At 64.5% G+C, this 11,739-nt stretch carries 11 protein-coding genes and 3 pseudogenes; 6 read left to right on the top strand and 8 right to left on the bottom strand.

The window, feature by feature from the left end:
• From AC1DYK_RS32585 to AC1DYK_RS32570, 4 genes and pseudogenes are all read right to left on the bottom strand, one after another.
• Nucleotides 1–126 (bottom strand): annotated as a pseudogene (locus tag AC1DYK_RS32585) (3-keto-5-aminohexanoate cleavage protein); the annotation flags it as partial.
• Between the two features lie 68 nt (nucleotides 127–194).
• Nucleotides 195–1,037 carry a TauD/TfdA dioxygenase family protein gene (locus AC1DYK_RS32580; protein WP_478170063.1) on the bottom strand — a complete coding sequence of 281 codons (843 nt, stop codon included), beginning with the start codon at nucleotides 1,035–1,037 and terminating at the stop codon, nucleotides 195–197.
• 32 nt (nucleotides 1,038–1,069) lie between these two features.
• On the bottom strand, nucleotides 1,070–2,038 hold the full coding sequence (locus AC1DYK_RS32575; protein WP_478170062.1) for a Bug family tripartite tricarboxylate transporter substrate binding protein: 969 nt from the start codon (nucleotides 2,036–2,038) through the stop codon (nucleotides 1,070–1,072).
• Nucleotides 2,039–2,061: 23 nt separating this feature from the next.
• A complete protein-coding gene (locus tag AC1DYK_RS32570) occupies nucleotides 2,062–3,030 on the bottom strand; it encodes a Bug family tripartite tricarboxylate transporter substrate binding protein (protein WP_478170061.1) in 969 nt (322 codons plus the stop codon).
• Between the two features lie 192 nt (nucleotides 3,031–3,222).
• Here AC1DYK_RS32570 and AC1DYK_RS32565 point away from each other — a divergent pair, with 192 nt between their 5' ends.
• Together AC1DYK_RS32565 and AC1DYK_RS32560 are read left to right on the top strand one after the other, a co-directional pair.
• Nucleotides 3,223–4,194 carry a quinone oxidoreductase family protein gene (locus AC1DYK_RS32565; protein WP_478170060.1) on the top strand — a complete coding sequence of 324 codons (972 nt, stop codon included), beginning with the start codon at nucleotides 3,223–3,225 and terminating at the stop codon, nucleotides 4,192–4,194.
• Between the two features lie 31 nt (nucleotides 4,195–4,225).
• The gene (locus AC1DYK_RS32560; RefSeq protein WP_478170059.1) at nucleotides 4,226–5,452 is read left to right on the top strand and encodes a porin; all 1,227 of its coding nucleotides are present in this window, start codon (nucleotides 4,226–4,228) and stop codon (nucleotides 5,450–5,452) included.
• A 253-nt stretch (nucleotides 5,453–5,705) separates the two neighbouring features.
• On the opposite strand, the pseudogene AC1DYK_RS32555 reads toward AC1DYK_RS32560, so the two are convergent.
• Nucleotides 5,706–5,933 (bottom strand): annotated as a pseudogene (locus AC1DYK_RS32555) (DDE-type integrase/transposase/recombinase); the annotation flags it as partial.
• A 189-nt stretch (nucleotides 5,934–6,122) separates the two neighbouring features.
• Nucleotides 6,123–6,683 (bottom strand): annotated as a pseudogene (locus AC1DYK_RS32550) (Tn3 family transposase); the annotation flags it as partial.
• On the opposite strand from AC1DYK_RS32550, the gene AC1DYK_RS32545 reads away from it, so the two are divergent.
• The 4 genes from AC1DYK_RS32545 to AC1DYK_RS32530 all read left to right on the top strand — a co-directional run bounded on the left by AC1DYK_RS32545 (nucleotide 6,567) and on the right by AC1DYK_RS32530 (nucleotide 9,570).
• Nucleotides 6,567–6,803 (top strand): hypothetical protein, encoded by a 237-nt coding sequence (locus AC1DYK_RS32545; RefSeq protein WP_478170066.1) that lies wholly within the window; start codon nucleotides 6,567–6,569, stop codon nucleotides 6,801–6,803. The pseudogene AC1DYK_RS32550 and the gene AC1DYK_RS32545 overlap by 117 nt on opposite strands.
• On the top strand, nucleotides 6,800–7,210 hold the full coding sequence (locus AC1DYK_RS32540; RefSeq protein ID WP_478170058.1) for a hypothetical protein: 411 nt from the start codon (nucleotides 6,800–6,802) through the stop codon (nucleotides 7,208–7,210). Before AC1DYK_RS32545 ends, AC1DYK_RS32540 begins: the two co-directional genes overlap by 4 nt.
• Nucleotides 7,211–7,408: 198 nt before the next feature.
• Nucleotides 7,409–8,152 (top strand): hypothetical protein, encoded by a 744-nt coding sequence (locus AC1DYK_RS32535; protein ID WP_478170057.1) that lies wholly within the window; start codon nucleotides 7,409–7,411, stop codon nucleotides 8,150–8,152.
• A 125-nt stretch (nucleotides 8,153–8,277) separates the two neighbouring features.
• The gene (locus tag AC1DYK_RS32530; protein WP_478170056.1) at nucleotides 8,278–9,570 is read left to right on the top strand and encodes a DUF3422 family protein; all 1,293 of its coding nucleotides are present in this window, start codon (nucleotides 8,278–8,280) and stop codon (nucleotides 9,568–9,570) included.
• 135 nt (nucleotides 9,571–9,705) lie between these two features.
• Here the strand turns inward: AC1DYK_RS32530 and AC1DYK_RS32525 are convergent, their stop codons facing one another.
• The gene (locus AC1DYK_RS32525) at nucleotides 9,706–10,710 is read right to left on the bottom strand and encodes a Bug family tripartite tricarboxylate transporter substrate binding protein (protein ID WP_478170055.1); all 1,005 of its coding nucleotides are present in this window, start codon (nucleotides 10,708–10,710) and stop codon (nucleotides 9,706–9,708) included.
• Nucleotides 10,707–11,627 (bottom strand): LysR substrate-binding domain-containing protein, encoded by a 921-nt coding sequence (locus AC1DYK_RS32520; RefSeq protein WP_478170054.1) that lies wholly within the window; start codon nucleotides 11,625–11,627, stop codon nucleotides 10,707–10,709. Before AC1DYK_RS32520 ends, AC1DYK_RS32525 begins: the two co-directional genes overlap by 4 nt.
• Between the last annotated feature and the right edge of the window lie 112 nt (nucleotides 11,628–11,739).

The raw sequence follows: 11,739 nt of genomic DNA, 5'->3' as shown, positions 1-11,739 counted from the left end.
ATCCTCCATCGTGACTGGAATGTCTTCCGGGAAGTCTGAAGGAATCCAGCCCGGCGCATAGGGGGCGGCGGTGATGATCAGAGGCTGCTGGTTCTCAGGATACAGGTGGCCGTCAAGGAAGTTCATGGTGAGGGGTCTCCGAGATGAAACGTGAATATCGGGAATGTCGAAGTGGATGGAGTGACCTTGGAATGTCAGTACGGAACGTCGCCGACGATGGCGGCGCGCTCCATCTTTCGCGGTGCGGGCCAGTAGTCGTTCACTGCATAGTGCTGAGTGCTGCGGTTGTCCCAGACGGCCACATCCCCAGGCTGCCAGGACCAGCGCACCTGGTACTCGGGAATACTGGCTCGGCTGAGCAGGTAGTTCAGCAGCAGCGATGCGCCCGGAGTCTTGTCGATGCCGTGGCGAATGTTCTCCGGCGTGTTGTGGTTGACGAAGTGCGTGGTGAAACTGCCGACATACAGAACCTTCTCGCCGGTTTCCGGATGCGTGCGCACGACCGGGTGCTCTGCCGGCGGGTTGTCCCGGTCCAGCTTGATGCGGTCTTCCTGGGACATGACGGCACCGAACGAAGGCTCGATGCTGGACTTGGCGCGAAGCTTCAGGATCTTCTGCTTGATCTCCTCCGGCAGTTCTTCGTACGCCTGGACCATGTTGACCCAGATCGTGTCGCCGCCGATCTGCGGGCATTCGATGCAGCGCAGCACGGCACCCATCGAAGGGTTCTTGCGCCACAGGCCGTCGGAGTGATACGTGTTCTCGTAGCTGTGCCTCGAATCACTGCGATAGATGAGTGCCAATCCCGGGTACTGGGGATCGCTGTTGAGCACAGGGTGGCTCTCCAACTCGCCGAAGCAGCACGCAAAGGCTTCGTGGTCGGCGCGAGTGATGTTCTGGCCGCGGAAGAAAAGCACCTTGTGCTTCAGCAGCGCGGACTTGATCTGCGCGAAGAGTTCAGGGTCGCGCGATGCCTCGCCGAGGTGGACGTCCGTGACTTGAGCGCCGATGGCGGGCGTGATTTGGCTGATCTTCATTGCTCGGTCTCCCGTAGGTTGCGTGATGCCGGTCAGTTCGGCTGGATGTCGAATTTCTTGACGATGGCGGTGTTGCGCTGGAACAGAGACTTGGTTTCGGCGAGCATCGCGGGTGTGTCGACGCTCACATCAGGCTCCAGCCCCAGGTCGGTCAGCTTTTGCTGCACCGCGGGTGCGTCCGCTGCCTTCTTGACGGCCGCCTGAAGCTTCACCAGGACCTCGGGCGGCAGCTTGCTGGAGCCAAAGAAGCTGACCTGTCCCGGGAACTGGATGTCCGGATAGCCGAGTTCGGCCATGGTCGGCACGTCGGGGAAGTACCGGGAACGGCTCTTGCCGGCAACGGCATAGGGGCGAAGCTTGCCGCCCTTGATCAACGGCAGGGAAGTCAGCAAGCTGTCGAACATGATGTCGACCTGGCCGCCCAGCAAGTCCTGCAGCGCGGGCGGCGAGCCGGGGTAGCCCACGTGCTGCATGCCCAATCCGGCCTGATCACTGAAGATCAGTCCCGCGTAATGCGACGACGTGCCGGTACCGAAGCTGGCGAAACTGGTCTGACCCTTGCGCGTCTTCAAATGTGCAACAAGACTCTGGAAGTCCCTGGCCGGGTAGGTTGCAGCGGTCACCAGCACACGGCTCGTCTGGGCCACCCTGGCGATGGTCACGATGTCCTTCAGCGGGTCGTACGGGACCTTCATCACGAGCGGCGCTTCGACCAGCAAGTTGATCGCCCCCATCGCGATGGTGTTGCCATCGGGGTCGGCCTTCAACATGGTGCTGAGTCCGATCGATCCCGTTGCGCCGGCGCGGTTTTCAACGATCACGGGTCGGCCCATGTCCATGGACATCTGTTGCCCGACCACTCGGGCGGCGACGTCCATCGTTCCGCCCGGCGGTGCCGGCACGATCACCCTCAGGGGCTTGTCGCCGAACGCCCAGGCGCAAAGCGCCAGCGAGCAGCCGATCGACGCCATGGCAGCGCGTGCCAGTTGCTTCAATATCATCTTTGTCTCCAGTTCTGGACGCGTCAGTTCAGCTGGATGTTGAACTTCTTGACGATGGCAGCGTTGCGTTGGTACAGCGCCTGGTCTTCAGCGAGCATGGCAGGCGTGTCGACGCTCACGTCAGGCTCCAGGCCCACGTCGAACAGCTTCTTCTGCACCGCAGGTGCATCCGCTGCCTTCTTGACGATCGCCTGAAGCTTCGCCAGAACGTCGGCCGGCAGTTTGCTGGACCCGTAGAAACGGATCTGTCCTTGGAACTGGATTTCCGGAAAGCCGAGCTCGGTCATGGTCGGCACGTCAGGGAGGTACCCGGATCGGCTTTTCCCGGAAACGGCATAGACGCGGAGCTTGCCGCCCTTGATCAACGGCAAGGAAGTCGCCATGCCATCGAACATGATGTCGACTTGGCCACCGATCACGTCTTGAAGCGCGGGCGGCGACCCGGGATAGCCCACGTTCTGCATGCCCAGGTCAGCCCGATCACTGAAGATCAGTCCCGAGTAGTGCGAGGTCGTGCCATTGCCGTAGTTGGCAAAACTGGATTTGCCTTTGCGCGACTTCAAATGGGCAAGAAGGCCCTGGAAGTCCTTGGCCGGGTAGCTTGCACCCGTCACGAGCACATAGCTCGTCTTGGCGACCCTGGCGATGCTGACGATTTCTTTCAGCGGGTCGTACGGTACCTTCATCACCTGCGGCGATTCCACCAGCAAGTTGTTCGGCCCCACGACGATCGTGTCGCCATCGGGGGCGGCCTGCAGCATGGCTTGGAGTCCGATCGACCCGCTTGCACCGGGCCGGTTTTCGATGATCACCGGTCGGCCGATGTCCACGGACATCTGTTGTCCGACCACCCGGGCGGCGATGTCCGTTGTTCCGCCCGCCGGCGCCGGAACGATCACCTTCAAGGGCTTGTCGCCAAACGCCCAGGCGCCGATCGCCAGCGACCATCCGATCAACACCAGGGCAGGGCGCGCAGCTTGTTGCAGTTTCATTTTTGTCTCCAGTTCATCCTCGTGTCGGACAGTGGGTTGCCGACGCCATCAGTATCCGACGCACCGCCGATCGACACTTGCTTGTCGGGGACATCGACTTGTCGAAATGGGCCATAACAGACGTCGCGCTTCCGGTTTAGTGACCGTCCCGCAAGAATCGCGTCTCCACATGCATTCACCAGGAGACGCACCATGACCAAGGCCATCCGCTTCTATGAAACCGGGGCCGCCGATGTCCTGAAATTCGAGGATGTCGAAGTCGGCGAACCCGGAGCCGGCGAGGCACGCGTTCGCCACAGCTTCATCGCTGTCAACTTTGCCGACATCTACTTCCGGACCGGCTTCTATCCGCAGGCGCTGCCCAGTGGCCTCGGCACCGATGCGGTGGGCGTGGTCGAGGCCGTGGGGCCCGGCGTGACCGACGTCCGCGTGGGCGACCGGGTGGGCTATCTGGTGGGCCCGCCGGGGGCCTACTCGCAGGCACGCGTGATGCCTGCCAAGGTGCTGATCCCCTTGCCCGACGGTATCCCGGACCGCACCGCCGCCTCGCTCATCATGAAGGGCATGACGGCGCAGTACCTGTTCCGCCAGGTCTTTCCGCTGAAGGGCGGCGAGACGATCCTCTATCACGCGGCCGCCGGCGGCGTCGGCCTGATCGCCTGCCAATGGGCGCGCGCGCTGGGCGTGACGATGATCGGCACCGTCAGCACCGACGAGAAGGCCGCCATCGCCAAGGCCCACGGCTGCACGCACACCATCGTGACTTCGCGCGAGAACATCGCCCAGCGCGTGCGCGAGATCACCGACGGCAAGGGCGTGCCGGTGGTGTACGACTCGGTCGGCAAGGACACGCTGGAAGCCTCGCTCGACAGCCTGCAGCAGCGCGGCACGATGGTCAGCAACGGCACTTCATCGGGCCCGGTAATCTTCAACACGGGACTGCTGGCGACCAAGGGTTCCATCTGGTTCACGCGCCCGGCGATGAGGCACTACATCGAGCCGCGCGAGCACATGCTCGACATGGCGCGGGAGCTTTTCGACCACGTGCTCGCCGGGCGGATCGTCAGCGAGCCGAGGCAGAGCTTTGACTTGGCCGATGCGGCCGAAGCGCATCGCGCCCTCGAAGGACGAAAGACGATCGGCTCCACCGTGCTGGTGGCCTGAGCGACGCGCGGCGATTAACAAAGAGACTCCAATGAAAAGAACCCTGATTGCCTTCGCCGTCCTCACCGCCGGCGTTGCTTCCGCTCAGTCCTCCGTCACGCTGTTCGGCGTCATCGACGCCACGGTCAGCAGTTATTCGAACAAGGCCGAGACGCCGCTTGGCGTCGGCGTCACGACCAGCAGCACAGGACAGAACAGTGGCGGCTACGCCAGCAGCCGCCTGGGCTTGCGTGGGACAGAGGATCTCGGGGGTGGTGCGGCGGCCAGTTTCTGGCTCGAGGGCGGATTGCTCAACGACTCCGGCAACGGCGTCACTCCCAGCGGCGGTATTGCCTTCAATCGGCGCTCGACGGTCAGCCTGTCAGGCGTCCTGGGTGAGGTCCGCCTCGGCAGGGACTACACGCCCACGTTCTGGAACGACGCGGTGGCCGATCCGTTCACCTCCAACGGCGTGGGCATCAACCTGATCGCCACCGCGAGCGGCTTCAACTCCCCGGGCCAGGTGGCCAACGGCTTCCAGGGCAACCCCAACTACCTTCGGGCCTCCAACTCGGTGGGCTACTTCCTGCCACCGAGCCTGGGGGGCTTCTACGGCCAGGTGATGTATGCCTTCAACGAGGCGAGCAAGTACGACCCGGGCACGCTGACCCCGAACCTGCCCAACAGCCAACGCGCCGGGCGCTATGTCGGCGGTCGCTTCGGCTACACCAAGGGCCCGCTGGATGTCGCCCTGGCGGCGGGCCGAAGCACCATCGGGGACCAGTTCTTCCGGGGCACAACGACCAATCTCGGCATCTGGAACATCGCCGCCACGTACGACTTCGGCGTCGTCAAGCTGCTCGGCGAGTACTCGCACAACAAGTTGAAAACCGACTTCTCCGGCATCCCGCCGCTGCCCAACGCCTTCGGCTTCACCAGCCCGGGCGCCAACGGTGGCCTGATCGGCGCAACGGTGCCGGTCGGACCCGGTCTGATCCGGGCCGTCTATACCCAGGTGAAGTACAACAACGTCACGGCCCTGAACCAGGTGGCGCCTGGCCTCTCGCCGGACCCGAAGTCCGAGAAGTTCGCCCTCGGCTATGTGCACAACCTGTCGAAGCGCACAGCCCTGTACGCGACCGTGGCACGGATCGACAACTCGAACGGCGCCGACCTTACGGTGGGCGGGCCGGCCTTCTACACGAAGCCGATCAACGGTTCCGTGCCGACTGCGCAGTCCTCCACCGGCTACGACGTCGGCATTCGACACATCTTCTGATCGCCAATGACCGCATTGACCTTGACCGGCTGGCCGGCACTCTGACGCCACCTCTTCCCCGGCGTGCTCGCCAGCGTCGTCGTGGCCGCCGCAGCCACGTTTCTGTCGCAGCACTATGGCGCGCCGGTGATGCTCTTTGCACTGCGGCTCGGTCTGGCAGAGCAGGAGTACCGACGCTTCGTCGCTGCGTGGAGAGACCAACCGCCAGACAAACAAAACCTTCATTGAGAAAGGGAAAAACCAAGGCCCTCGTGTCAAATACATCCGTCATGTACTTGCTCTGACGCAGCTCGATGTTCACCCCGGAGTCGTCCTTGACGCTATGGATGGCAGCCGTGTTGGCGCCGCTCTTGTCGATGGTGATTTTCTCGGGCACGCCGTGCCGACCGATGGCCTTCTCCAGGAAACGACGTGCAGCAGCGCAGTCTCTGTTGGCCCGCAGCAGAAAATCGATCGTGTCGCCGTCGCGGTCGACCGCTTTTTCATCTCGACGCAGCGTACCGTGCGTCGTTACCGCGACAGGACCCACAAGGCCGGCCAGCACACCTTGAACGAGGGGCACGAGGTTGTCTACGAGGGAGACTCGATCGTCTACGTCGGCCCGCGCTTCGGGGGTGAGGTCGACCACGTGATCAATGCCAAGGGCAAACTCGTCTCGCCTGTCGGCTGTGTAGGTGCGACGGCGCGGATCGGTACGCGCGCTCCAGAGATGACGCGTGGCTTCCAGCGGCATCATGTCGACCGAACCCTTGGCGCCGTCGCCCCAGTGCGCGGCCAGTGGAACCCGGCCCTGGAACTCGACCACGCGCTCGTTGGCTCGCCGCAAGCGCCCATGGGTCTCCGGCGCTCGCATCGCGACGGACACACAGGCAGTGTTCAACCCGGGGAGCATCGCGGCGACGCTCTTGGCATCGATATCGGTGCCGTGAGCGAGCAGGGCGGCACAGTTCGGCGGCGGTTTCCGCCCGGCGGCCCAGGAGCGCCTCGCTGTCGTTGCACTGGGCATCGATCTCCAGCAGGACATCGGGGAACTGTACGTCGCCGATCTCCCTGTAGATGAGCTCGCGCAAGCGCCGCGGCTCACCCTCCCAAGCAGGGCCGTCACGGCGGGCAGATGCAGCAGGCCCTGGACATCGACTTCAAGCGAACCCTGCTCGCAGGCTTCGCCGACGGCGGCGACGCCCGCACTCAGGTAGTGGAGGAGGGGGTCGACGAGTGCGTCGGCCGTTGCGTGCGCGTCAGCAGAGAGGTTACATTGCAGGCCAAGCTCCCAGAGCATTCTGCATCGAACAGAGAACGGCCTGCTGCGCTGCCTAATCACCTGTCGCCAACTCCAAGCGAAAAGCAATGAAAACACTTCCAACCATCTTCAAGAGCATCTGCGCCATGGTATTGATTGCGATGACGGCCGGCTGCGCAACTGGCCACCCGGACCGTGACAAGACCGCAATCGCGGCGGGCTTCAAGATCGTTTCACCGACCACTCCTGAACAGACCGCGCTCTACGCCAAACTACCCAAAGACACCGTCACGCCCGTCAAGTACAAGGGAGGCCTCTACTACGTGATGCGCGATTCCTCAAATGGAATGGCGCTGGTCGGCAACTCGGCCCAGTACTCGGTCTACCAGGAAATGCGATATCAACAACGCATGAACAGCGAGGATCTGCGAGAGGCTCAGATCGACGAGATGAATAACGTGGATTGGGGCACGTGGGGCGGTGGCGGCGCGGCCTTTGTCGGCGGTTTCGCCCGTTGAGCGAGCGATCGGCGATCGGCTCTTTCGACAATCGTTAGCTCGACCCCTTCGAGCTGCTTCAGCGAGACGACGGCGCGGATTCTCGAGATCGCTCTGCGCAACCTCGAGGAGGCGGGATTCTTCCAGGCCGATGAAGCCGCCGGGGGCGGCCACGCAATGGATGAATAGGCATACCGCGCGTCGACTAGCATGCTCGGCATGACCTCATTGCAGTTTGAACTCGACCGCCTGTACGGACTGGGCGTGAACGCCGCAGATGGCGCCACCCCGGGCGTCGGACAAGCGGAGGCCCAGCGTGGCATCCGAGCCGTGGTGCTGGAGCTGGCGCTACCCGCGGGTTGGGGACAGCTTTCTTCAGTCTGGAAGGGGGCCCAATCGGATCTCGACCTTCCTGCCCCCGCCATTGCGGTCTCTGGCACAGACGGGCTGCAGCTGTGGTTCTCCCTTGCGTTGCCGATCTCGCCGCGTGTCGGCGCGCTTTTCTTGCGGGGCCTCCGTGCACGCTACCTGTCGGACGTCGGGGCGACGCAGGTGCGTCTGATCACCGAGACGGCTGAATGTCCGGCTGCGCCGCCCGTCGAGACCAGCCCGGACCGCTGGTCGGCGTTCGTCGCCCCCGATCTGGCGTCAGTGTTCGCCGATACCCCGTGGCTGGACTTTCCTCCGACCGTCGAAGGCCAGGCGGCGCTTCTGCGAGCGCTCGAGCCTATTCGACAAGTGGCCTTCGAAGCCGCATTGAACCGGCTTGGCGCGATCCAAGGCGAGGAGTCCCGCGAGCCGGCCACCTCGAAGCTGTCCGGTGCGGCAGAAGTGCAGACGTGCGAGCAAGGAGACATCGATGCGGTACGCTTTCTGAGAGGCGTCATGAACGACGAGACGGCGCCCCTGGCATTGCGGATCGAAGCCGCAAAGGCCTTGCTTCCCTATGCCAAGAGTTCGTAGACAGCTGCCGGGTTGACGCACCGGTAGCGTCCCTTTGTCGCGCAGCGTGTCGGCGCCCAGAGCACATCGAACAGCCGCAGTATGCTTGCTGAACTGCGCATCGCCAGGTTTCTCACTCGTCGCTCATGCCATCTCTCAGCCGCGTCCCCCAGCATCCGCAGCGCGCGGAACTGCACAACGAAGTCCATGCCCGCCCGCCGGAGGCGCTGACAGGCGCCTTGAGCATTGCGCACGTCGTGATGCTGGCCGACGCTGAGCAACGCGCGCAAAGTCGAGCGCATCTTGCAAGGCTGTTGCGCGACCATCATTTGACGCCACCTGACGAGAACACCACGCATTTGCGGGTCGAAGTCGGATCGCTTCGCTTGCGCTGGGAACTGCATACGGAATTCGTCACCTGGACGTTCACGATGCATGAACAAGCTCAAGCAAGCCATCCTCGCCTGCCAGCCAGCGCGATCAATGCCGTGCCGCAGGACTGGCTCAGCGGGCTTCCCGGGCAGTGCCTCTGCAGCCTCAATCTCTGGGTATTTTCAGAGCATGGAAGCGTCGGAGACATCTACGTCAGGGAGATGCTCAATGAGCAGACGCTGGTAGGGTCCAGCGTCGCGGGCGAGCAGGCGCAGGTGTATACGGACTTCGCCATCCACGCCGACGGCTCTTCCCGCATCTTGCTTTTCGCGAACGAGTTGCAGCCTCGTCGACTTGGGCGACTGGTGCAGCGGATCCTTGAGATCGAGACATATCGAATGGCGGCCCTGCTCGGATTGCCAGCGGCACGGCAAGCAGGCGAGGCGCTGGGCAGCGCCGAAGGCGAGTTGGCAGCTCTCGCGCAAGCCATTCGCAGCGCTGACCGCGACGCGGAACCTGTCCTGCTGGACCGGCTCACGCGACTCGCCGGGGAAGCCGAGAGCCAGCATGCAGCCACGCATTCACGACTTTCCGCCAGCAGCGCTTACTTCGAGCTGCTGGACCAGCGCATCGCGCAGATTTCCGAAGCAAGGCTGGATGGTCTTCAGAGCATTGCCGAGTTCATGGACCGACGCCTGACCCCGGCGCGAAAAACTTGCGAATGGGCGGTCAGGCGACAGGATTCACTGTCCCAACGCGTCTCCAGAATGAGCAATCTTTTGCGCACTCGCGTGGAGATCGAACAGCAGCAAAGCAGCCAGGCGCTCCTGGAAGCCCTGAACCGCCGGCAGGACCTTCAACTGAAGCTGCAAGCCACCGTGGAAGGACTCTCGGTTGCGGCCATTACCTACTACATCGTCGGCCTCGTGAGCTATCTTGCCAAAGGCGCTCAGAAAATCGGCTGGCCGATGTCACCGGAAACCTCGGCTGCACTGGCGATTCCATTCGTTGCGTTCAGCATCTGGTGGTCGCTGCGGCGCCTTCATCGAAGAGTGTTCGTCCACTAGGACAAGGACATCGCTGTCGAGGCTGGTCTCGATCGCCGCCAGGTGGCACTGTGGCGGCAGCGTCTCATGGACGGCGGCGTCGATGCGCTTCGCAAGGACGCGCCGCGCACGGGTCGGCCTGCCATGGCAAGTCGGTCAGTCGAACTGTCCGCGGTTTCCCATGACCAGGACGCGGTTGCGCCGCCTGTCGGCGGCGATCTCCCGCGCGAACGCTTCGCTGCTGCCTTCGGCCGGCATGTTGTGGGAGTCGCGCAGTCGCGCGCGCAGCGCTTCGCCTCGCAGCACGCGGTTGATCTCGGCATTGAGATGCTGCACCACCGCGGGCGGCGTGCTCGCGGGCGCGAAGATCCCGAACAACGAATCACGGTTGGCCCGTTCGAAGCCCAGTTCGGCGAGCGTTGGCACCGTCGCCAACGCCTCGACACGCGCTGGTGCGCCCACGGCGAGCGCCTGGAGGCGGCCGTTCTCAATGTACTGAAGCTGCTGTGCCGCGACGTTGGTCGAGAGCACTTCGAACTGCCCGCTCAGCGCATCGTTGAGCTGCGGGCCGCCGCCTTGGTAAGGAATGTGCGTGATGTCGGTGCGGCTCTGCATGCGGACTTGCGCCAGCACCATGTGGCCGATGGTCGCTACGCCCGAGGTTGCCCAGCGCACCGCGCCGGGTCGGCTGCGCGCGAGTGCGGTCAGATCCCCGAACCCGTGGCCCGCGAAGGACGGGGTGCCCACCACCAGCACCGGTGTGCGCATCACGCCGGCAACGGGCGCGAAGCCGTGCAGCGAGTCGTAGGACACGCGCGCGAGCAGCGGGTGCAGCGTCAGCGGGCTGATGGCGGAGAAGGCCAGCGTGCAGCCGTCGGGCGCCGAACGCGCGAGCACGCCCATGCCGAGGCTGCCGCCCGCACCGGGACGGTTCTCGATCAGGACCGGCACGCCGAGCGACCGCGACAGCGGTTCGGCCAGCGCCCGTGCCATGCCGTCGCTCACACCGCCGGGCGGGTAGACCACGATCAGCCGCACCGGCCGATCCGGCCACCCGGGCGGGGCGGCGCGCAGCAAATGCGGCGCGGCAAAGGCGGCCGCGAACAGCGCACCCGTGCCGCTCAAGAAGAGACGGCGTCGCGGCACCAGCGCGGCGCTCATGACCGCGGGTTCCCACTTGCGAGCCTGCGCAGCAGCGCAGTGAAATGCTGTGCGGGAAGGTTGTCTTCTTCGGCGCGGGACACCAGCGTGAGCGGGGCGTCGAGCTGGCCGCCGTCGGCCAGCCGGGCATAGGCGACGGCCGCCGCATGCACGCCGGCCATCGAGGTCGGCACCACCGACAGGCCCACGCCGGCAGCCACGAGGTTCAGGTTGGTCATCATGCGGTCGACCTCGGCCACCACGCGCGGGCGCAGCCCCTTGGCGTGGCACAGCGCGAGCAACTCGGCATAGAGGCCCGGTGCACCCGGGCGCCGCACGAGGATGAGACCTTCCTCGCACAGCTTCGCGAGCGGCAGCGGGCGCGAGTCCTTGCGCCGGGCAAGGGCGAAGCGATGGTCGCTGGGCATTGCGACGAGCACCGGCTCGCGCAGCAGCGTCTCGAACACCAGCCCGTCGGGGCGCGCCACCGGCACGCGCAGCAGGCCGCAGTGGAGGCGGCCCAGCGCCAGCGCCTCGGTCAGTTCGGCGGCGTTGTCTTCGCGGAGTTGCAGCTCCACATCCGGGTGCGTGCGGCGGAATGCGCGCAGCGCCTCGGGCATGAAGCGATGCGCCGCCGCCGAGCTCGTGAAACCGACCGCGAGCGTGCCGGCCTGGCCTTTCGCCACGCGCGCCATGCGCTGCTTCATGGCGTCCATGTCCTGCAGCAGGCGCAGCGCCTCGACCTGGAACAGCCGGCCCGCGTCGGTGAGCGCCACGCCGCGCGGATGGCGCCTGAACAGCAGTACGCCCAGCTCGCGCTCGAGCGCCTTGATCTGCAGGCTCAGCGGCGGCTGCTGGATGCCGATCTGCTCGGCCGCACGCGTCATGTGGCCGGTCTCGGCGACGGCGACGAAGTAGCGCAGCGCTCTTATGTCCATATGTTTTTGATATTGGAAGTGCCCCTTTATTTTATTTGACCCGAAGTCACTCGTGAATCTATCGTCCGGCCGCCCATTCAAAAAGCGGCCCTTCGAGGCCGCATGCCGGAGA

The sequence above is a fragment of the Variovorax sp. P2_H12 genome (genome assembly GCF_056403395.1).
Note: the sequence above shows the minus strand (reverse complement) of the source record. Positions and strands in the feature narration are given on the sequence as shown.